Genomic DNA, 21,248 nt, shown 5'->3' on the forward strand with positions numbered 1-21,248 from the left:
TTTCGATGCGGACCCAGAATTGACTCGTGCGGCCCTCCCGCAAGCAGTTCTCGCGGTGCTCCGCGATGGGGAAAACCATGGGTATGTTATCGCCGAGTCCTTGACCAAGGCCACCCGCGTCATCGTTGAGGCCGGCTGAAGTCGCGGACCTATGACACGAAGGAATGCGAGAAGCGCATCGTCATGGAGTTTGAGGTTGATGAGATCGGCCCCTTGCTGCGTTGTGCCGCTGCGAAGGTCAACCGTACCCAACGCAGCAGCCATGGCGCCGGAGGAGCTGTACCGGCTAACCAGGGTAACCCGGCCGGGAATGGTCAGGCACGCCCGGGCTGGGGTGATTCATTGCCGGTCACAGCCGATGGCCCGTGGGCCATTCCCGGAGGCCAGAATGACGGTGGGTAGGGGAGCGGACCCGACCTGAGCGCCCTCGTTCTAACCACTGTTCTCGTGTCGGGGCTGGCAGGTACGCTAGCCCCGACACGCAACCGTGCACTACCCCGCATCTGATGCTTGAAATGAGATGACTATGAACGACGAACACTTTGAAGACCTCCGCGCCTGGGCCAGAGGCAGTTACACCGCCGAGGCGGCTACGGAGTTGTTGATCCGTGCCTTTGAGGGACGCTTCGCAGCACCGGGCAACTCCTGGATCCACAAGAGTGAGAAATCAGGAAAACACTGGATCCGCTTCGGTGAGATCCCTGAACATGTGGATGTGCTTTCCGGTGGTGAGAGCCGGTTCCTGAGGCTCGTGGCCTCCATTGCTGCTGTTGAGGTCAGTGTGGACTTGGGTGAGGTTCTTCCTGGACTTGATCGCCGGGTCCTCGAGCTGGTGCTGGCTGCGGTAGCGCACGCCGGCGGCAGCCACGAACATTCCGGCTTCACTACCAACACGGATGGCTCCCAAAGTATTGAGAGGCTCTCCACCCTGTACCCGTGGCCCGATGAAGCCTAAGAAGTCCCCGAGTTTTAGCCTGTCCCTGCCCGTCGAAACCGCGGATCAGGTACGTGCCGTGCAACAAGCTGTGGGAGCCCAGGAAGGGTACGCGTCCGTCAATGAGCTGCTGGCGGCGGCGGTTAATCGGGAGTTACGCTGGCTCCAACGCAAACACAACGGCGGTATGCCTTGGCGCGGGATCCCGGCCGGAGTCTTTCGCCCAGGCATGCGCACCAAGGAAGAAAGCCGGGGGAGTGGGCCTAACTCCACCGGTCGAACCACTCCACGGGGCAGAAGTGCCATGATTCAAGGGGAAAAATAGGCCGCTTGTGTCTAGTTGATCGGGGTGATCGTGACGTTATCTGTGGCGCAATACATTTGCCGACCCCGGCCGTCGGAGAGGTCGATCCAGACGGCACTACCGTCCGTTGCGACGGCGGATACCTGCCCCTGCAGGGTGTAGCCGTTGGCGAGTCCAAGGGCCACATCTTCCCCGCAGACGAGATTGATCCATTCGGCGTTAAGTTGGGTAGCGTCCGTTGTTGGGCCGTCTTTGACTGTTCCCCGTCGAGTCTTCATCATGATTCAAACCTACGATGTTCCTTCCCTGGATGGCATTGTGAAAGCTGTGACGTCTCCGACAGCAGACAAAACCATGTGAATTCGATGACCGGCAGTGAAAGAGGGTGGGGGCTGTAACCGGCGATGCCGGCACAGCCCCCACCCTCTTGAACTTGAGTGCTCTTAGTCCTTGTATCGGTTACTGAGCATTGGGAGGAATCGGTTCCTATTTCCCACCGCGATCAGAACAGTGAAGATCACGATCACGAGAGCGAAGAGAATACCAATCCAAGGTCCTGAAGCATCAATGGTCCTCGGGACCTGAAACAGCCCAGCCGCAGCCAGGACAAGGTAAAAGCTGTCACTGAGATACCTGCGAGGTCGTCGGTCCTTAACATGACTCTCTGACGTCGATTCGTTCATCATTGGTTCTCCTTCATTGAACAGATAGAGCGGAGCGGCATGTTAGGAGAAGCACGCATCCTTGATCCCGTTAATACCCAAGATTTCAGCGAACAGGCCACCTGAAGCTGCCATCGCTGCGTTCCATTTGGCACCGGCACCATTTGCGGCGTGATAGGCACGATAGATGATTTCGATACCGCGCTTGACGGAACCAAACCTGGTGATGAGTTTGGCGGCAACCTTTGCGCCAGCGCCCCAAGGAAGAATGGTGGTCCCCACAGTTGCGACACAGACGGTCCACCCCCACACCGTACTGGGATCTGCGACTACCGGGAAAGCAGTCTGCTCTGTGTGAGCTACCCGCTGCACCAGGGTCGTGCCATCAATAGTGAATGACGTAGGAACTGAGGCGCCGTTGGCATCATGTGCCCAGGGCGCCAGAACGCTACCCAAGATTGCTCCGTCCTGGCTTGAGAATTCTACGGAACCGTCCTTGAGTACTTTTGCTTTAGCTCTCGCGGGAATTTCAAGAGGAAACCGGTACTCCGTAGCCGCAGAGGCGGAGTCAATCTTGATGATCGATTGGCTACCTGATGCCGTGGCAAAGGTGGAAATCGTAGCGTCGGGAAGCTCAGTGTTCAGCAGAGCTTGACCTTGGCCTTCGAAGAGAGCAGCGGGGATGTCCGAGGGGCTGATTGCCTGCTTACTTGTAATGTTCCCGGGAATTTCAAGCGACAGGTCACCGGCGGCATCTTTTTCTACGACTTTCGCCGTGCCGGGAGCCACCTCGAGCTGGGTCCCAACGTTAGTTGCAACCGGGGATGCTTCTTGATTCTTCGCGACAGTGCTCGGGGATGCCGAAGCGACTCCGGATCCAGCGGCAACGATCGCAGTTGAGATCGTCAACCCAAGGACGATTCGCACAGGTAGAGAGACTTCTCTTTTGGACAACTTGTAAACCCCCAATAGAATTGGCACCCGACAACACGGTGCCATTGCAGCGACTAGGGCGTGTCTCCTAATGCGGTCAGCCAGATGGTGAGGGCGCGGAGGACGGCTCCGCCTCGGTAGGTGAGGGCGAGTTTGTCGTAACGGGTCGCCAGTCCGCGCCATTGTTTGAAGGTGTTGAAGTTTCGCTCAACGACGTTGCGGCCTTTGTAGTCTTCCTTGTCGAATGCTGGTGGTCGGCCACCGGAGGAGCCGCGGCGTTTCCGGTGCCCGATCTGATCGGATGGTTGCGGGATGACGGCCGTGATGCCCCGATCTCGAAGGTGGGTCCGGATTGCTTTTGAGGAGTAGGCCTTGTCTGCGCGTACCCGGTCCGGGCGGGTTCTTGGCCTGCCCGGACCGGCCCGGTTGATACTCAGATGGTCCATCAGGTGGGGAAACATGGGTGCGTCCCCGCCCTGGCCGGGAGCAACCAGTAACGCCAGGGGCCTGCCGTTGCCATCGACCAGGGCATGGATCTTCGTAGTCAGCCCGCCACGGGAGCGGCCAATTGCATGGTCGGCCGGCTCATCGAGCAGATTCATGTAATTCGATGGGTCCCCCTGTGGGGCGGGGAAGATTGGTGCCGTGCTGATGGGCGCGGTTGACCGTGGAATCGACCGAGACCGCCCAATCCACCAGGCCCACAGCATCGGCTGCAGTGAGCAGCTGGGCCAAGATCCCGTCCCACGTGCCGTCCCCGCTGTAGCGGCGGTGGCGTTTCCAGATCGTCTGCCATGGACCGAACTCGGTCGGCACGTCACGCCAAGCGATCCCGCACCGATACCGGTAAATGATGCCCTCGACCACCTTGCGGTCATCCCGAAAGGGGCGACCCCGACGGCCGGAGGACGAGGGGAGTAACGGCTGGATACGGGCCCACTGACCATCAGTCAAAACAGAAGTACGTGACACCCTTCAATCATTGCGCACCACCACACCACCATTTAGGAGACACGCCCTAGAGCTAGCCACTGGCCTTTCGGCACCACCGATGCTAACGAAGTATTTGCGAAAATGAGAAAGTTGACAACTTACCTGGTTTAGCCGGTGCGAGCTGGCGTCTACAGATTTACGCCTTAGCGGAGAGACAGCATATTTTCGCCATGGCGAATTGTTTCGCGTCGTACCTTCGCCCAGGCAGACGCACTCAGGAAGAACCTCAGGGGTACATCATCACGCTGCAAACACAAAAGAAGATGAAGAACTAGACCAGGAGAAGATGACATCACCGGCGGGCGTGTTGGTTAGCGAGTTGTCCTACCCCTGAAGCGGTCGATACCCCCGGACCATTTGATGGCCGGGAACTGACCGTGCAGATCGCTGAATAGTTCGTGGTCTAGTTCAGTGCCGGGGTGCGATGAGGTCACCCAAGATGAATCCGGTCGCCGTGTCAACCTGGGTGGTTCGATCTTGACGGCCCTACCCCAGGATTGTGACTGAATAGATGCGACCGGCCAGGGACCCGAAATGATCGTCGTCGACCACGACGAGCTTATAGTCAACGGCCGTCGCGTTTGTGAACCTTACGCGCCCCAGGAACCTGGGGGGCGTCGGTTCGAATCTGACTTGGGCCCAATGTGTGAGCGGGGCAAAAAGGCCCGGATTTACGGGGCTTCTGGTAGTGACGGGGAGGCTTTCCTCCCCGTCACCTCGCGCTTGAGTGTCTGTGGCATTCGAACCGGCGAATAGACTCAGGGCGAGACATTGGTCAGCCTTGGTGCGTCACGGTTCTCACTATTGATCTCCGCAGCTTCACCAGAGACCCTGCTTTTTGGCGTAGCTTCTCGCTGCTTCAGGCACTCAATCCGAAGCTGGGGATGCTAATACGGAGGAACGATGTATTTCCAGCGCCGAAACTGCGATCATTACGAAGATAGAAATACTGATAACAGTGAGCGCCGGAAAGGCTGCTATGGCGAGGGTCCCAGCTGTGCAGGCGAGGAACACTGTCGAGACAATGATTGGTAGCGAAGGTCTGAGCAGCGCAGCCCACACGACGATCATGAAGACGAATACCGGCAACGTGAGAGCCACTGAACCTGTCATCGTTGGTAGATTCTCCTCTGACTTTGCGAGCACATCTAGTTCGACTTCTATTCCCGCCGATAACGCACCAACTGCAGCAAAAATCAGGTAGTGCGGGTATCCGAACCCAAATCCGGTGCGTGCATTGCTAAGCCGCTTGCCGTGTGTTTGAGAGAAATAGATCCACCAGATTCCTGCAGCCAGTACAAGCCCGGCGAGGGCGAGCCGGATAACGTCCCCTGCATGACCACCCGCGTTTAGAGAATCGATTACTGCATTAGCAGATGCAAGCAGGCTCTCTCCAAGAAGGATCAGAACGAAGAGACTGTACCTCTCTGCGATATGGTGCGGATGCCAAGGTGTCTTCCGTGATTTTTCGGCCCAAACTGGAACCGTTAGCTCTAAGAACACCGCCGGCCAGAAGGTCCAGAACTGAACCTCGGTGGCGAACAGAATTCGCACCACCCAAATGATCTGTACGGCTGCGATGCCGATAGCATAGCGAAGTGCAACACTCCGCTGCTCTGGATCGGAGAGGGCCACTCTGATCCACTGGACGACCATTGCTAGACGCATGATCAGATATCCCCAAGTGACTGTTGCCCATTGGCCATCCACGAGCGCGCTTTGGATCCCCGCAGCGAGGACGAGAACCCCACCCATCTGCACGATAGTGGTCACCCGGTAGAGCCAGTCATCTGTGTCGAAGGCCGAGGCAAACCAGGTGAAATTCATCCAAGCCCACCAAATTGCGAAGAACACCATTGCGTACCCGAGCAGGGTCGCTAGTGTGTGACCTTCTGACACACCATGATGTAAGTTCTGCGATGCCTGCGAAACCGCAATGACAAAGACTAGATCAAAGAAGAGCTCCAGGGGACTTGCTACACGGTTCGGTTCGCTCGGCTCGCGGCCTGTCATCCGCTGGAGGCCAAATCGGCTCAAAGTTCTAGGTCGCACTAATTGCAGGGATCTGGAACGATGCGACTAGGCCGTCTCTGACCGTCACGGTTGCACTGGATTCCCCATTGAATACTCCACTATTCCAATGAAATCGAATCTTAGTAGCTACACCCACGGTGTCCGCATCGAACACGTCAATGATCGCACCCGCACCAACCGCGTCAGTTTCTGCCCACTGACGCACACCGGCGCGACCTCGGAGTACCCTGCCCCAATCGTCGATAATCCCGTCACTTCGAAACGAGCCGACAAACTTGTCGATATCCGCAGCATTGATAGCGTCGACTGTATTTTGCACGGCCAAGGGAAGCGGAACGCGGTTCATGATGAAGCTCCTCGATGAAAGATATTGATTTCTTACAAAATATCTATCAAATCCCGGCTTCTAGAGGGGGTGATCATCAGAAAATGACACCAGTATGGGGGTCATGTTCTCCATCAAACTCTCCCAACCACGATCAACGAGATTGAAGTCTGTAGGTGATGGTTCCCTTTCGCCCGCCAACAATACGGTGTACTGATTCCTTGGACACTTCTGACTCCCGCCATGTGTTGTTTGGACAGTAGGCTTTACATGTTGCGAATGGTTTCAAGATGAATCGGGTGGGAATGGACGCATGGTGCAGCATGTTGGCTCGGATCGGCGCACGGGACGCCGCGGGCCTCACCCCACGTTCACCTGGTGGCGCAACAAGGTCGTTGATCGCTTCGACGTCCAGCGTTGCGCTCACTGCAGCATTGGTATGGCAAGGGATCATGGTCATACTGTCACTTGCCGCGTTGGGCCAGCCCGGTTGGATACTTGCAACTTTCCAAGCGCTGGTCGGTGTCCTTGCCGCTTTCTCGATCCGGAGCAGGCGTTGGGGGCCCGCTCTGCCGCCCGCGATGGTCGCCATGGGAGTATGGGGCTACTTGCTGAGCGGGGATTTGGATTCGTCACTGACTTTCGCTGCGTGCTGGCAGATTAACTTCTCGGCGTTCTTCGCAGGACTCTTGATACTGCAAAGGTACGCAATCTGGATGGTTGTTGGGTCTGCCGTGTGCACGTCAGTAACCATCCTCCACTTTCTTCCTGATTGGGGTGCCCAACTGCCGGCGTCGATCTTGGTAACGCAGGCATCCATCATCATCGCTATTAGGTTGGGACTCGGGGCTCTGCTGCGCCATTCCAGCAAGACGGACGAGAGCGTCGAACTCGCGGACGAAGCTTCCCTTCGAGATGAAGCACTCACCTACCAAAGCGCTCGCCTAGCCGAGGACTCACGTGTTCTGCACGATACCGCTATCAATACGTTCGCCGCGATCGCGTCAGCAGGGGCCGGCGCCCGTGATGTAAGTCGAGTCATAACTCAGTGCGCCAGAGACCTTGAACTCATTGAAGAACTCCGTGGCGCTCGACGAACCACCGCCATCGCCACACTTCTGGATGTGTTCGAGCAGCCTGGCATCACCACCATTCGCCAAGGAGCAGGTGACGAAGCAATACAACTGGCGGGTACTGCTCTACCTCAACGCACCGTCGACGGGATCATCGGGTGTGTCCGCGAAGCCGTCACCAACGCGACGAAGCACTCGGGTGCGAACCACGTAGACGTCGAAGTGCTCACTTCTACAACGGAGCTAGTCGTCCGTGTGAGTGACGACGGTATTGGTTTTCGCGAAGACACGCCTGCCGGGCGCGGTGTGGACGCCTCCATCCGACGTCGGGCCATTGACCACAACTTTGCTGCCGACGTGCGCAGTACACTCGGCATGGGTACGGTGGTCACGCTCTCAATAGCTCTGGCACCCCTTTCAGCGGATCAAACGGAAAATTCGAACGACGCCGGACTAGAAGCTTCGGCATCCACAGTAAACCGTCGCTCCGGCAATTACTGGGGCCTAGGCGTCACGATAGTGAGCATTGTGCTTACCGTCGCAGGAGGCACCGATGATGGAGGCGCACTGTTCCCGATGATCGCGATCATGCTCGTCTCCTTGATCCTTGCCCGAACCCCGGTGCTGCGTCGCGGGAGGACCCTTTTGCCATTCCTACTCGTGCTCGGCACTTTGTCGGTGTTCTACCTCTCAGCGCGCGCGACTTCCTTTGGCCTCGTCGGGCCGGCGCACTGGCAAGCGCTCGCGGCGACCGGGCCGTTCGTGTTGTTGCTGTCGAGAACTAGGGGTAAGGCATGGCCTATTGTAGGAGCCTTCGCATGGGGTGCGGTGGTAGTTCTAATGGCTGTTTTCGCGTTGCCCACTTCTGAGACGGCTGCCGAGATTATTATCGTTGCCGGTCTAGTGGGGCTGGGATTCTCAGGCGTCTGGACAATGTTTCAACGTCTCGTGACCCGGCTTTCTAACCTGGAGGCAGTGTCGCGCGCCGAAACATTTCAGGCAAGTCTGCACACTGAGCTGGCAACTGTATCTCAGGCAAGCTATCAACGCTGGATGGACGCAGGACTCGACGCTTCGGCCACGCTGTTGCGGGGCATCCGGGACGGTAGGTTGAACCCTCATGCGGAGTCAACGAGGGCTGCTTGTGATGAAGAGGAACGGTATCTCCGCCAGCTCGTGCAGATCAATCCCGACCTCGTGCACATTGGCAAAGTATTCATGCCCACGCTTCGTCGCGCACGGGAACTTGGTATCGAGTTCAGACTGCGACTCGGAGACATCGATGCAGCCAATGAACACGTCGCGCGTGACATTAGCGACGTCGTCAGCGAGAACCTGATGTCAGCTGAGCATGGCGAGGCACTCGCCGTCAGTCTGTTCCCCGTAGCGGAAGGGCTGCAGTTGACGCTTACCGGATCGGCACTCCAAACACCTGAACACCTAGCAGATAAGGCTCGCCTCGTCTCACTTGGGCAACTTGAGCTACTTGAAATTTCTTTCCAATCAATGCAACCAGTACATCGAAAATCCAAGCATTTCGCTGGGACCGCTCGCATCCCAGTGCTGAACTTTCAGGAAGAACCCTATGACTGATCACCAAATTCAACGGGCCCGGATCGCTATCGTGGAAGACCATCTGCTGCAACGAACCCGCACCGAAGAGCTCCTGTCCAGATCCGGTAAGTACGAGGTCGTCTTCAGCGGGGCATCTGCGCCGGAGTTCACTCAATGGGTAGGAGCAGCGCCGATGGTCGAGCGTCCGCATCTACTCGTCCTCGACTTGATGGTCGACCGCCAACCGAGCGTCAGCCCCGCTCTCGTTGAAATAATGGTCAAGGCCGGCCTCAAGATCCTCGTCCTATCGGCACTCGCTTCTCCTATGCTCGTTCGTCGAATCGTGCGTGCAGGGGTAGTCGGAATCGTCGGGAAGCGCGATAGTGAGGATGACATCCTTGCTGCAGTCTCTGCAGTGCTCGCGGGTGAAGAATGGATGACCACGGAACTTGCGTCGGTGATTGCTGGGGATCCCGACCGCCCTTCATTGAGTCTGCAGGAAGAAAGGTCGTTGGTGCTCTATGCCTCCGGGCTCAGCGTCGACGAGGTGGGTGCCGCGATGAATATCGGGCGTGAGACGGCGAAACAATACCTCGACCGAGTGAAGAAAAAGTACGCTTCAGTCGGCGTCCCGGTTCGCTCGAAGCTGGACTATGGCCGCGTTGCCTGGGCCGACGGGTACCTTGACCCCTCGCTTCCGAGCGAAGCGTGAGCGTAAGGCCTACTAACACTCCAGCCGGGTTCCGTTTGAAGCCGCCCTGATCTGACGGACGCTCAACGACATGCACGCGTCGCAGCCCTGAGTCAGCCATATACGACGCCACCGACTGACCAACACTCCGTGAGAAACCAAAACCAGCATCGCCGTGACCGGCGTGGAACCCGTCACCGACAACCGCCACCAGGACAGCGGACACAATGTCACACCCACCTGCCGCAATCAAAACCGCCAGGCAGACGGTCAGCCCTGATCCACAAGAAACCGCGCCTCATGAAAGATCGAGGCTAACGGATTGTGGCGCTTCAGAGATGACCCCTATACGGGGGTGATTTGGCCCTAAACTATTCTCCGGTGTCGGCACCTTGAATAGACTCTGAACGATATTTGTTTGCTGGGGGCACGAAGGTAACTTTTCGCATGACCCTCTTTTGGAATTCGAAAAGGAAAACAATGGCTCCCCTTCCACGACATAAATCGGCCGCGGTCACGAGGTGGCTGTTAGTAAGCCTGCTGATGCTCGGAGCCCTGATAGCTCCAACGGCGGCCTCAGCCACGGTCGAGTCTGGCGACTCGGTACACGTTGGAGCGAGGCAGGGGTACTCCGGGACTGGAATGTTTCCCGTCTGGTACAAAACTCCTGCAGTCGGAGAACCCGATGCCTGGGCATATTGCATAGAACACGACGTCCACGCGAACTCAAATGTCGAAGGGCATGTCGGAGGATTCGATGAATACCTCGGCGCAAATTACTTCACCGACCCCACCATTCAGGGCAGGGTTCTCTGGGTACTCGCGCACAGCTACCCGGCAATGACACTCGCGGATCTGGAAGCTGCCACTGGGATCGCAGGGCTATCCGTGAACGATGCGATCGAAGCCACTCAATACGCGATTTGGCGATACACGGAACTTGATTACGATGCCAGTTGGAATTGGGAGAGCCCAAATTCTGAGGCTGTGTATTGGTACCTTGTGAATGGCGCAAATACGAATCCCGTGATGAAGCCGAGTGATGTACAGGTCACTGCATCGATTACAGCCCCTTCTTCTGCGCAGACGAGCGACAGTATAGTCGGGCCATTTGTGGTGAACACGAACCAGAAGTCGGTTATCGTCTCAGCCCCTGGCTTTAACTTCACCGACGCATCGGGAAATCCTATAGATCCCACTGCCGTCGTGGATGGACAGAAGATATATCTCGACCTTCGCGGTCATGTCGCAGCAGGATCGACCACCGTAACCGTAACCGCAGCCGCAGCAGGGCCGACCGGCGGAATCATCTCAGTTCCCCGCACAGATGGTAGTACTCCGACTACTGGTGACCACGCGCAGTCGATCGTACTGGTTCAGGCGAAAACTGCCACCGTGGGAGACCGCGCTGACATTAGCTGGACGGAGAAGGCCCCGGCCGTTTCGAATCCGGTTATCGGCACGTCCCTAGTCGATTCTGCCGATGGTGACCGGGTACTGAGCTGGAATGGGGGCACCGTTATCGATACCGTCGCCTATCAGAACCTGACACCAGGTGTTAAGTACACGGTATCCGGTGAGCTTATGAACAAAGCAGATGGCACAGGTACAGGGATCACTGGCAGCACGACCTTCACTCCGACAGAGGCCAATGGTTCAACTGACGTGGCATTTACCGTCCCCGAAGGATACGCCGGAGATGTCTTGGTTGCTTACGAGCAACTCTTTGAGGGCAGCAAAACCACTGGCAAACCGGCTGCCGTTCACAAAGACATCAACGACGCAGCCCAGACCGTCACAGTAGAGAAGGCCCCGGCCGTTTCGAATCCGGTTATCGGCACGTCCCTAGTCGATTCTGCCGATGGTGACCGGGTACTGAGCTGGAATGGGGGCACCGTTATCGATACCGTCGCCTATCAGAACCTGACACCAGGTGTTAAGTACACGGTATCCGGTGAGCTTATGAACAAAGCAGATGGCACAGGTACAGGGATCACTGGCAGCACGACCTTCACTCCGACAGAGGCCAATGGTTCAACTGACGTGGCATTTACCGTCCCCGAAGGATACGCCGGAGATGTCTTGGTTGCTTACGAGCAACTCTTTGAGGGCAGCAAAACCACTGGCAAACCGGCTGCCGTTCACAAAGACATCAACGACGCAGCCCAGACCGTCACAGTAGAGAAGGCCCCGGCCGTTTCGAATCCGGTTATCGGCACGTCCCTAGTCGATTCTGCCGATGGTGACCGGGTACTGAGCTGGAATGGGGGCACCGTTATCGATACCGTCGCCTATCAGAACCTGACACCAGGTGTTAAGTACACGGTATCCGGTGAGCTTATGAACAAAGCAGATGGCACAGGTACAGGGATCACTGGCAGCACGACCTTCACTCCGACAGAGGCCAATGGTTCAACTGACGTGGCATTTACCGTCCCCGAAGGATACGCCGGAGATGTCTTGGTTGCTTACGAGCAACTCTTTGAGGGCAGCAAAACCACTGGCAAACCGGCTGCCGTTCACAAAGACATCAACGACGCAGCCCAGACCGTCACAGTAGAGAAGGCCCCGGCCGTCACACCGATCGGGCCGAAACATGACGTGCTGGCGGTAACCGGTGGGACGTTCCCAGGCTACGTTATCGGCATGGCCAGCCTGCTGCTCTTACTCGGTGCCGCGGCACGGCTGGCACCACGGACGCGCCGCAAGCTTTAATCTGTGGCAGTGCCTCCTAGACGCTAGATTCACTGCCATCCTGAGTGGTGGACCCTGAGGCCTAAATTCTGGGGTCCACCACTCATATGACCAATGGTCAATTTCAGAGAACAAAAGAGACTGCCCCACTTCTGTTGACGAAGGGTTCAGCTTCTTTAGCGGCTTTGAGTCCAGGATAAGTTGTGGCAAAACCGAACGAACAATCTTGCGGCCCAGCGAGAACTTACGCCTCTGGTCGCGCGAATTCACAGATTTCCGCCATCGCGTCGAGGGCTGACTGCGAATAATTCAAGAGTCGAGTCATGCCGGACTAGGCGCACGCGGGGTTTTTGTACCTTGCTTTGTAGCCTAGACTTGATGCGCAGAAACCAAAACCGAAAAATACTATGTGGGCATTTGCCTGCTTGAGGAGAAGTAAATATTGCGATCATCGAAACAGGCTGTCGTCGGCAGCTATCTGAAAAAGGCTCGCGGTGCAGGGCTAACCGCTGCCTTGGTCATCGGCGCTTCAATCACTATCCCGCAGCCTGCTTTCGCAGCTGATGCGTTCCCTGACACAGGAATGTACGCCACTCAGTCAGGTGGTTCCAACATCGTCTCGGTTAACCTCGCGACGGGCACGACCTCGCATGTGCTGACAGTGCCAGGCGGAGTGACAGGGCTAAACCAAATTGGCCTCACCAATGACGGTAACAAGCTCCTGCTAACGAACGGCACGAGCATTTTCGAGTACACGGCATCGACCGAGGCCTGGGAAACCACGGCCAGGGCCACCCCCGCGGTTCCCAACACCATGGGTGGGGTCAATCCCACCAATGGCATCTTCTACTTCGGCGGGCAAGCTGCTGGTGGGGGGAACAACTTCGTCTTCAAAACATTCGACCCAGCAACGAACACGCTTGCAACGACAACGATCCCTGTCACAGCGGATGCACCTCCGGGCGGCAATGGGGACCTCGCGTTCGACAGCCTCGGAAACATGTACTTCGTTGCCAGCAGCGCCGCGGCAGGTCAGATCTACCGGGTAGACGCCGCCCAACTGAACTCCGGTGGAGGCGCGGCTGTCAAAATCGGTCCGCAAATCGCTACCGGCGTAGCACTAAACTCCATGGCTTTTGCCAAGGACGGATTCCTCTACGTAGCCGGCGGAGGAGCCAACGGCTTCCTCAGGGTCAACCCGATCACCGGCACGGTCCTTGACAGAAAAACCCTTGACGTAGCCATCACCGACCTCGGTTCCCGATCACTCCCATTCACCGGTTCCGTCAAGGTAGATCTACCCGGTGGACGCGTCAATGACACTGACCAGTTCACGGTCACCATCGGTGGCGGCGGAATCAGCACTGGCAACTCGGCCACGACGACCGGCGATGAGGCCTCCGTGGCCGTGGGCCCCCTGCTCATACTTCCCGGTGAGACCTACACCGTTCAGCAGACACCGGTTGGCACCACCAATCCTGCCCTCTACGAAACTTCGTGGAACTGCGTAGATCCCGCGACCGGGACAGTTGTCGCCTCCGGCCCCGGCGCCAGTGGATCCTTCACCATTCCTGAGGGCGTCCAAAACGTCGCCTGCACTTTCACTACGGCACCATATCCGGCCCCGGGTGCTGTCAATGATGAGTCGTTGAAGAATGTTCAGGGTTCTGCGGTGAAGGTTCCTGTGTTGGGTAATGACAAGGGTGACCTTGATCCGACCACGGTGAAGTTCCTTGACGGTGACGGCAAGCCGGTTACCAAGCTTGTCGTTGCGGGTCAAGGTACCTGGACGGTTGATCCTGCCACGGGTGAGGTCACGTTCACACCCGAGAGTGGATTCTCCGGGAACCCCACACCAGTGACGTACCAGGTCAATGACGTGCGTGGAAACACCACCGAAGCAACCGTGACCGTGACCTACGTACCGGGTGCTGTCAATGATGAGTCGTTGAAGAATGTTCAGGGTTCTGCTGTGAAGGTTCCTGTGTTGGGTAATGACAAGGGTGACCTTGATCCGACCACGGTGAAGTTCCTTGACGGTGACGGCAAGCCGGTTACCAAGCTTGTCGTTGCGGGTCAAGGTACCTGGACGGTTGATCCTGCCACGGGTGAGGTCACGTTCACACCCGAGAGTGGATTCTCCGGGAACCCCACACCAGTGACGTACCAGGTCAATGACGTGCGTGGAAACACCACCGAAGCAACCGTGACCGTGACCTACGTACCGGGTGCTGTCAATGATGAGTCGTTGAAGAATGTTCAGGGTTCTGCTGTGAAGGTTCCTGTGTTGGGTAATGACAAGGGTGACCTTGATCCGACCACGGTGAAGTTCCTTGACGGTGACGGCAAGCCGGTTACCAAGCTTGTCGTTGCGGGTCAAGGTACCTGGACGGTTGATCCTGCCACGGGTGAGGTCACGTTCACACCCGAGAGTGGATTCTCCGGGAACCCCACACCAGTGACGTACCAGGTCAATGACGTGCGTGGAAACACCACCGAAGCAACCGTGACCGTGACCTACGTACCGGGTGCTGTCAATGATGAGTCGTTGAAGAATGTTCAGGGTTCTGCTGTGAAGGTTCCTGTGTTGGGTAATGACAAGGGTGACCTTGATCCGACCACGGTGAAGTTCCTTGACGGTGACGGCAAGCCGGTTACCAAGCTTGTCGTTGCGGGTCAAGGTACCTGGACGGTTGATCCTGCCACGGGTGAGGTCACGTTCACACCCGAGAGTGGATTCTCCGGGAACCCCACACCAGTGACGTACCAGGTCAATGACGTGCGTGGAAACACCACCGAAGCAACCGTGACCGTGACCTACGTACCGGGTGCTGTCAAGCCGGTCACCCCGTCTCCGTCACCTGGCGCTGTGAAGCCGGCTACCCCTGTCCTGTCACCTGGAGCTGTCAGTTCTCCGACGCCTGCCCCGGAAGCCAGCAGCCCTCCTCTTGCCTCCACAGGTGTTCAGGCTTTCGGTATTGGAGTTGCCGGTCTTGCGATTGCGCTAATGGGCGGAGCCTTGCTTATCATCCGTCGCCGTCGAACGCAGGGCTAAAGAGATAGCAGACAGCCGGTCACAAGCGACCGGCGGTCTTAGGGACTAGTTGTGGTGTCCAAAACGGAGTGGCCAACCTTCTCAAAGGTTGGCCACTTCGTTTATAGGCAAGGCTCTGCGGGGCGAGCCACCTGGCATTCTCCTGCCTGTACCGTCACTTTCGCTCTCATCACGATTTCGATGTACTTCTCCTCTGAAACGGATTCCCGCGAAGAAGTCGAGGCGAACAAGGGATCACAAGCTGAAATTGGCAAGCTGCGATGTCGAGCGCGGTAAAAGTGACAGACATACTTTCCCATCGGGAAAACTCATTGTGGCCGTCTACGTGTCGTAGGTCATAATTCCTGAGTCTCGGCTGAGAGTTCCAATCCAATGGGATAGCTGCTTCGATTCATCCATTGCTAACTAGTTTTGTCTCAATCAGCCAGTTCTGGGCAGTTTTTCGGGGCTCAATTTACCTATCCCAGCTGCATTCCTGACAGGAGCTGTCTTGGACGAATTTGTGTCCGTCTGCAGTGAGCTGGAGCGGCAAGCCAGTAGCTTCCTTGACCTAACAGTGACTGAGCGGCCACGGATGACGAGCGAAACCGGTGGTACCAAGCAGCAGTGAGTTCTTTCGATATCCGACGTCATGATTTCCAATTCTTCTACTCCCTATCTTTGAATGCTGGCTGTGCACGGAGCGCGGATGGGAAACGCTCTCAGGCAGCTAGATCCACGGGTTCACCTGCCGGTGATGAATCCGCCGAATGAAACCCTCCAATTGAACCGCCACATGACATAGAAAGGACGATCGTTGAATGTCATCTAAGCACCACAGGCCCGTTCAGGAGGCGAATTGCCCTTTAGGGAGATTCTCCGCATCACCTGAAGCCCCCAGAGTTTCTGGGATTGACCTGGTCTACACAGTGGATAGATCCACGGCTGGAGTCGGCGAAACGCTGACTTTCACAGCCTGGATCCTCAACTCCAGAGATGAGAGATTGAGCGATGTCGGCCTCAGTCTCAGATCACTGACAAATTCTCAGCTAGTTCCGTTGCAGTACACAACACAGCCAACATCCGCAGAGATCACCCAAAGAGTCATCGAACCCTACAGGTGCCTGACCGCGTCATTCACCTACGTTATTGACCGCGAAGACGTCACCCACGCCGGAGTACTCATTAGTTCCCTGCAGGCAAGCCTTATCTCTCCCAGTCACGGTATTCTCCACAGCGAATGCGATGCCATAGTCGGGATGAAATAAGCCACCGAGGGTGCCAGCGAGACGGGTGTTGCGTGGCCCGCAGGTTTCTTCACGGAACTGCCCCGGCTTTGCTTGAGAGTCAATGCAACCCGGGACAGTCCGTCGAGAGTAAAATGAGGAACGCAGGATTGATGGCTGATGGGCTGCACTCGAGGTCGAGCCGCAGCCGGCAGGGAGTTCCCACCACGTCATACAGAACCCATACTTTTGAAGGCCCAACGACCACAATTTAGTATCTTGCATTGTCGCAATCACGCCATTCAGAAACAGGTCAAAGCGGACTATCGGCAACGCTGAATCGCCCCTGATCAGCAAGCGGGGGTCGTCGGTTCGAATCCGACAGGGGCCAGAAAGTGCCGCTGGCATGCGGAATTGGCAGTTTGGATGGCCCCGAAAGGGGCCATTTTCACGTTAGCCCTCCGACGGTTCCCGGGCGGCTGCGCGAGGGCGAACGGGAACGCTGGTGGTCGAGCGGGTCGAGAACCATCTGGTGGGCGGATATGTCTAAGGTGGGCCTTTTGTCGAGCCCTGCGCGGATTTCTTCAAGGTAATGCACGTTTGTCTTGGACACTTCGTGTAAACGGCAATGGTCCGCGGAAGACCTGCTGGCCATGGCGCCAAGCGGGTTCAAAACACGTCAAGCATTTCCCGAGTCGCCCGCAATGAACACATTTTAATTGCGCACTAGAACGGCCGGTCAGGTCACTTGGATCGGCCGAGAAACATGAACACCATCGACTCCCCGTGCGTTGCCCACAGCCGGGAGGCGGTGGAGCGGGACCATACTTCGCCATGGGGACGCTCCTTCATAGGCACGGGCAATATCCAGCAACCGGGCATCGGAGAATGCTCGCCCCAAAAGGTGGAGACCCACGGGCTGGCCTTCAGAGAGCCCACAAGGCACGCTGACGGCCGGCATGCCTGTCAGGTTGGCGGCGCTAAGCATGCGGAGGGCTGCGGCCAGGGAGTCTTCGCCGGCGTCGGCGGTCAGCTCATGGGACATGGTTGCGGCATGGGGGGCAATGGTCGCGAGGGTCGGCGAGAGAAGTGCCTCGATGCCGGCCCGCTCGAAGGATCGCTCGAGAGAAGCGCGGAGGTAGCTGCGGACTGCGTGGGCCAGGTCGACGTCGGCGGCAGTGATGAGCGCGCCCGTCTCGATCATGACGCGCGTGCCGGCAAGGTACCGGGGTGCGTTCTCGCGCAGCATGGTGCGGTGGTGGTGGGCGGATTCGGAAAGCGAGATGGCAAGGCTCGCCGGGAGCACCATGTCCAGTTCGGGCAGCCCCAGCTCCACAATTTGGAAACCCAGTCCGGCCAAGGTGCTCAGGGCGCGTTCGACGACGTCGAGCACGCCCGGCGTGACACCCCAGGTTTTCCACATAGCCCGGTCGACTCCCAGACGAACGGGCAAGCCCCGGTCCTTGCCGTCCGTCGCGACGGGGCGAAGGCGCTCCAACGTGGCGTCCTCCGCCATGCCGCCCAGCAGAACCGCGCAGTCCTCCACGTTCCGGGCAATTGGGCCGACGTGATCCAGGGTGTGGCTGACGTTGAGCACCCCTGATCCGGAGACCAGGCTCAGAGTCGGCTTGAGCCCGACGAGCCCATTGACGCACGCCGGATTCCGCACCGAGCCTCCCGTGTCCGTGCCGAGTGCCCCGGCAACGCTGCCCACAGCCACCGCGACGCCCGAGCCCACGCTTGAACCGCCTGCGTATCTCTCCGGGTCCCACGGATTCCGCGTGGGCGGCGTTCCCTGCCCGAACGCGAATTCGTGTGTCTGAAGCTTTCCGAGGATGACCGCGCCGTTTTGGCGAAGGCGCCGGACCACCCCGGCGTCTCTGGTCGCGATACGCCCGCGAAGCGCGGCTGAGCCGCCTTCTGCCGGCAAGCCGGCCACGTCGATCACATCCTTCACTCCCAGCGGGATGCCCAGGAGGGGCTGTCTGGAACCGTGTTTTACGGCGAGGTCGGCTTTCCGGGCAGCAGCCCGGGCACCAGCTGCGTCAACATGGGCCCACGCTCGCGCATAATCTTCGGTCTCCTCCACCCGCCCAATCACGGAGTCGAGTAGCTCGATGGACGACAACTCTCCGCTGCGAATTTTGGCGGCAGCCTCGGCGACGCCCAGCTCCCACGCTTCAGTCATTGTCGCCGCCCGTTTCGATGCCGTTGACAGCAGCAAAAGCCTCCCGGAGCTCGTCCATTCCGGCGCGAAAGTCGCCAAATGCCAGGGCAACAGCCGGTTCGTCCACTTGGGCAAGATCGTCGCCGACGAGGTCGGCGACGGCGCCGAATTGCTCCGGAGTCAGCCCCCTGACGGTGCGCGCGCAGCCGGTCTCGTTGGCCGTCATCGCCTGGCTCCCACCATGAGTTGCCCGTCGCGGACCACGGCTGTGCCGTCGACGAAGACGTGGCTCACTGCGCGGAAATCGTCGGCCCGCGTCACAACGACGTCGGCGATGAGGCCCCGGCGCAGTTCCCCCCGCTCCGGCGCAATGCCGGGAATGGCTTCTGCAACAGCGGAGGTCACCATAGCGACAGCGTCGCCGAGCGGCCTGTGCCCCCGGGTCACCAAATCCTGGACTGCGGAAATGAGTTCGTCATGGTCGCCGCCGTGACCGTAGTCGGTGCCCAGCACATCCACCAGTCCGGGCGCCGAGAGCAGGGAGTCCCAATGGTCGCGCGTGGCTACCGTCTTTTGGCGGTGCAGGAGGTCAAAGACCGAGGCCTCGGCCAACCATCCGCGGTCCCGACCCAGGGTGGCGAGTTCCAGGGCTTCCGCGGGCGTGTGGGACGTGTGGTTCACATGGGCGGCAATGATCCGCGCAGCCGTCCCGTGGGTCTGTTCCATCAGCTCCCGCATGACGCGAGCGGTCGCGGAGGCGCTGTGGATGATCGCAGGCACGCCGAATTGCGACGCGGCACGGACGCCCTCGCGGATCCCTTCGACGGCGGGCGCGACGGACGGCATGACGGTATCCGCCACGATCCGGCTAAGTTCCGGCAGCTCCAGCCGTCCGCCCAGACCCGCCGCGTCGATAGCCGCCTGGAGGAGCTCCGTGTCCGATGTGGTGGCATCGAGGAATCGACCCAGCACTGCTTCCTTGAGCTGGCGGGCCTGGTCCTGGGTGATTCGTACGCCGGTTCGATTCTCCAATGCGGCGGGAAGATAGACGAGGTCCTGGCCGCCGCCGCCAAGGGTTTGACCGCCGCCCAGCTCCCCGATGGCGACCGCACCGTCGGACAACATCTGTTCAACGCTGAGTTCGGCCTCCAGCCCCGTCAACCCGCCGCCGTCGGCCTTCCGGGCCGCAAGGAGCGCCGACGGCAGATGGGTTGTGGCTCCGCGGACGTTGACGGCATGGCGCCGGTCAGCCTCGCGAACATGATCCATGGTGGCAAATCCGCACAGATTGAGCACCGTTGTGGTTCCGGCCAGCAACTGCCGGTCGAGGTTGCTTAGCCACCGGGCGTCGTCAAGGGCGGGTGCGCCGCTGGGAAACAGCGGACCCGGAGTCACCCCGTGGGTGTGGCAGTTGATCAGCCCGGGCATCACGATGGCTCCCGCTGCGTCGATGATCTCGCCATCGAAAGAAGCAGCCGGGTCCCAATGATTTAGCACGTCTGCGATGCGGCCAGCGGCGAGCACCACGGCACCGCCGGGCAGCGGGTCTGCGCCGGAGCCGGTAACGACCGTTCCGCCGCGAATAAGCGTGGACATTGCCCTCCCAGTGGACTAGTTTCATGATATCGAAGTTTCTTCACTATAGCCTTCGCGACGGTTTGCGGGAAGGCTGTTCGGGAAACACCGCGTACGGACCGGGAGGAAACCCATGAGGTCGGAACAGCCGGCACCCCGCGATTTCATCGGCTACGGTGAGCGCCCGCCAATCTTTTCCTGGCCGGGCGGCGCGCGCGTGGCTGTCTCCCTTGTTATCAACGTTGAGGAGGGTGCCGAGCGCAGCGTCGCGAGGGGGCACCAGATGGATGACCTTGGCGCCCACTGGGTGCCCGGGAGCCGGGCAGTCGGGGTGCGGAAGCCTACCCTTGAGTCCGCCTTCGACTACGGTGCGCGCACAGGCTTTTGGAGGCTCATGCGCGTCCTCGACCGCCACCAAGTGAAGGCGACCGCGTTTTGTTGCGCCGTGGCGCTGCAGGAAAACCCGGACCTTGCTTCCGCACTGGTTGGGCGCGGCCATGAGATAGCGGACCACGGCTATCACTGGGATACCCATGCCGGGCGCGACGTCGACGACGAGCGGCGGCTCATTGTTTCGTCCCGTGACGCAATAGCGGCGGTAACGGGCGTGCGGCCCACGAGCTGGTACTCCCGGGACGGGCTCAATCCGGGGACGCGCGCCGCCCTGGCGGATGAAGGGTTCGACTATGAATCCAACAGTTTCAACGACGATCTTCCGCACTGGGGCGCCGACAACGACGGCACCCGGCTGCCCGTGCTGCCCTACGCGGGAGACACCAACGATTCGGGATTACTGAGCCAGTTCCCCACCTCGGAAGCTTTTGCGCAGCACCTGATCGGGGGCTTTACGCTCCAGCTTGATGACCCGCGTCCCGGGCCGTCGGTCATGAGTGTGGGCCTCCACCCGAGGCTCATCGGCCGCCCTGCCTACGCCGCGGCATTGGACCGCTTCCTGGCGTATGCGCTGGGGCAGGGGGCCTGGGTCGCCACCCGATTGGAGATCGTGCGCGCGTGGGAGGAACGGACACGCGACGGGGCAACCGCCTGAA

General features: G+C 58.9%; 15 protein-coding genes and 1 pseudogene. 8 read left to right on the forward strand and 8 right to left on the reverse strand.

The window, feature by feature from the left end; translation table 11 throughout:
• Positions 1 to 88: 88 nt before the first annotated feature.
• The 3 genes and pseudogenes from AL755_RS23910 to AL755_RS22270 all read left to right on the forward strand — a co-directional run.
• Positions 89 to 402, forward strand: a pseudogene (locus tag AL755_RS23910) (single-stranded DNA-binding protein); the annotation flags it as partial.
• 124 nt (positions 403 to 526) lie between these two features.
• Positions 527 to 955, forward strand: a complete 429-nt coding sequence (locus AL755_RS04220) for a hypothetical protein (protein ID WP_054012855.1) — start codon at positions 527 to 529, stop codon at positions 953 to 955.
• Positions 945 to 1,259 carry a ParB family protein gene (locus AL755_RS22270; protein WP_160318847.1) on the forward strand — a complete coding sequence of 105 codons (315 nt, stop codon included), beginning with the start codon at positions 945 to 947 and terminating at the stop codon, positions 1,257 to 1,259. Before AL755_RS04220 ends, AL755_RS22270 begins: the two co-directional genes overlap by 11 nt.
• An 11-nt stretch (positions 1,260 to 1,270) precedes the next feature.
• On the opposite strand, the gene AL755_RS04225 is transcribed toward AL755_RS22270, so the two are convergent.
• From AL755_RS04225 to AL755_RS04250, 5 genes are all read right to left on the reverse strand, one after another.
• Positions 1,271 to 1,519, reverse strand: a complete 249-nt coding sequence (locus tag AL755_RS04225; RefSeq protein WP_054009928.1) for a hypothetical protein — start codon at positions 1,517 to 1,519, stop codon at positions 1,271 to 1,273.
• A 444-nt stretch (positions 1,520 to 1,963) separates the two neighbouring features.
• A complete protein-coding gene (locus AL755_RS04235) occupies positions 1,964 to 2,827 on the reverse strand; it encodes a hypothetical protein (protein WP_054009930.1) in 864 nt (287 codons plus the stop codon).
• A gap of 80 nt (positions 2,828 to 2,907) precedes the next feature.
• Positions 2,908 to 3,805, reverse strand: a protein-coding gene (locus AL755_RS22805) for an IS5 family transposase (RefSeq protein ID WP_107503784.1) whose coding sequence is annotated in 2 segments (ribosomal slippage) — positions 2,908 to 3,447 and positions 3,449 to 3,805 — 897 coding nt in all. Because the reading frame shifts where the segments join, the coding sequence is not laid out codon by codon here.
• 888 nt (positions 3,806 to 4,693) lie between these two features.
• Complete coding sequence (locus AL755_RS04245; protein WP_054009931.1) at positions 4,694 to 5,839, reverse strand: low temperature requirement protein A; 1,146 nt, start codon at positions 5,837 to 5,839, stop codon at positions 4,694 to 4,696.
• A 28-nt stretch (positions 5,840 to 5,867) separates the two neighbouring features.
• Complete coding sequence (locus AL755_RS04250) at positions 5,868 to 6,206, reverse strand: hypothetical protein (RefSeq protein ID WP_054009932.1); 339 nt, start codon at positions 6,204 to 6,206, stop codon at positions 5,868 to 5,870.
• A 284-nt stretch (positions 6,207 to 6,490) separates the two neighbouring features.
• Between AL755_RS04250 and AL755_RS04255 the strand changes: the two genes are divergently transcribed.
• The 4 genes from AL755_RS04255 to AL755_RS04270 all read left to right on the forward strand — a co-directional run bounded on the left by AL755_RS04255 (position 6,491) and on the right by AL755_RS04270 (position 15,252).
• Complete coding sequence (locus AL755_RS04255) at positions 6,491 to 8,851, forward strand: sensor histidine kinase (protein ID WP_337589603.1); 2,361 nt, start codon at positions 6,491 to 6,493, stop codon at positions 8,849 to 8,851.
• The gene (locus AL755_RS04260; protein ID WP_054009934.1) at positions 8,844 to 9,524 is read left to right on the forward strand and encodes a response regulator transcription factor; all 681 of its coding nucleotides are present in this window, start codon (positions 8,844 to 8,846) and stop codon (positions 9,522 to 9,524) included. Before AL755_RS04255 ends, AL755_RS04260 begins: the two co-directional genes overlap by 8 nt.
• Before the next feature lie 621 nt (positions 9,525 to 10,145).
• On the forward strand, positions 10,146 to 12,218 hold the full coding sequence (locus tag AL755_RS04265) for a VaFE repeat-containing surface-anchored protein (protein ID WP_160318849.1): 2,073 nt from the start codon (positions 10,146 to 10,148) through the stop codon (positions 12,216 to 12,218).
• Between the two features lie 421 nt (positions 12,219 to 12,639).
• Positions 12,640 to 15,252: an Ig-like domain-containing protein gene (locus tag AL755_RS04270; protein ID WP_150117033.1), complete on the forward strand. Its 2,613-nt coding sequence runs from the start codon at positions 12,640 to 12,642 to the stop codon at positions 15,250 to 15,252.
• A gap of 1,944 nt (positions 15,253 to 17,196) precedes the next feature.
• Here AL755_RS04270 and AL755_RS04275 read toward each other — a convergent pair.
• From AL755_RS04275 to AL755_RS04285, 3 genes are read right to left on the reverse strand one after another with little or no spacing between them, the layout of a single operon-like run.
• The gene (locus tag AL755_RS04275) at positions 17,197 to 18,645 is read right to left on the reverse strand and encodes an amidase (RefSeq protein WP_054009937.1); all 1,449 of its coding nucleotides are present in this window, start codon (positions 18,643 to 18,645) and stop codon (positions 17,197 to 17,199) included.
• Positions 18,638 to 18,850: a hypothetical protein gene (locus AL755_RS04280; protein WP_054009938.1), complete on the reverse strand. Its 213-nt coding sequence runs from the start codon at positions 18,848 to 18,850 to the stop codon at positions 18,638 to 18,640. Before AL755_RS04280 ends, AL755_RS04275 begins: the two co-directional genes overlap by 8 nt.
• The gene (locus AL755_RS04285; protein ID WP_054009939.1) at positions 18,847 to 20,220 is read right to left on the reverse strand and encodes an amidohydrolase family protein; all 1,374 of its coding nucleotides are present in this window, start codon (positions 20,218 to 20,220) and stop codon (positions 18,847 to 18,849) included. Before AL755_RS04285 ends, AL755_RS04280 begins: the two co-directional genes overlap by 4 nt.
• 112 nt (positions 20,221 to 20,332) lie before the next feature.
• Between AL755_RS04285 and AL755_RS04290 the strand changes: the two genes are divergently transcribed.
• Positions 20,333 to 21,247, forward strand: a complete 915-nt coding sequence (locus tag AL755_RS04290; RefSeq protein WP_054009940.1) for a polysaccharide deacetylase family protein — start codon at positions 20,333 to 20,335, stop codon at positions 21,245 to 21,247.
• The last annotated feature ends 1 nt before the right edge of the window (position 21,248 follow it).

This window comes from Arthrobacter sp. ERGS1:01 (assembly GCF_001281315.1).
Lineage (GTDB): Bacteria > Actinomycetota > Actinomycetes > Actinomycetales > Micrococcaceae > Specibacter.

What these genes read in the sequence shown, in the direction of transcription:
- AL755_RS04220 (WP_054012855.1), top strand. Translation starts at nt 527, where the DNA reads ATGAACGACGAACACTTTGAAGACCTCCGCGCCTGGGCCAGAGGCAGT.
- AL755_RS22270 (WP_160318847.1), top strand. Translation starts at nt 945, where the DNA reads ATGAAGCCTAAGAAGTCCCCGAGTTTTAGCCTGTCCCTGCCCGTCGAA.
- AL755_RS04225 (WP_054009928.1), bottom strand. Translation starts at nt 1,519, where the DNA reads ATGATGAAGACTCGACGGGGAACAGTCAAAGACGGCCCAACAACGGAC.
- AL755_RS04245 (WP_054009931.1), bottom strand. Translation starts at nt 5,839, where the DNA reads ATGACAGGCCGCGAGCCGAGCGAACCGAACCGTGTAGCAAGTCCCCTG.
- AL755_RS04250 (WP_054009932.1), bottom strand. Translation starts at nt 6,206, where the DNA reads ATGAACCGCGTTCCGCTTCCCTTGGCCGTGCAAAATACAGTCGACGCT.
- AL755_RS04255 (WP_337589603.1), top strand. Translation starts at nt 6,491, where the DNA reads ATGGACGCATGGTGCAGCATGTTGGCTCGGATCGGCGCACGGGACGCC.
- AL755_RS04260 (WP_054009934.1), top strand. Translation starts at nt 8,844, where the DNA reads ATGACTGATCACCAAATTCAACGGGCCCGGATCGCTATCGTGGAAGAC.
- AL755_RS04265 (WP_160318849.1), top strand. Translation starts at nt 10,146, where the DNA reads ATGTTTCCCGTCTGGTACAAAACTCCTGCAGTCGGAGAACCCGATGCC.
- AL755_RS04275 (WP_054009937.1), bottom strand. Translation starts at nt 18,645, where the DNA reads ATGACTGAAGCGTGGGAGCTGGGCGTCGCCGAGGCTGCCGCCAAAATT.
- AL755_RS04280 (WP_054009938.1), bottom strand. Translation starts at nt 18,850, where the DNA reads ATGACGGCCAACGAGACCGGCTGCGCGCGCACCGTCAGGGGGCTGACT.
- AL755_RS04285 (WP_054009939.1), bottom strand. Translation starts at nt 20,220, where the DNA reads ATGTCCACGCTTATTCGCGGCGGAACGGTCGTTACCGGCTCCGGCGCA.
- AL755_RS04290 (WP_054009940.1), top strand. Translation starts at nt 20,333, where the DNA reads ATGAGGTCGGAACAGCCGGCACCCCGCGATTTCATCGGCTACGGTGAG.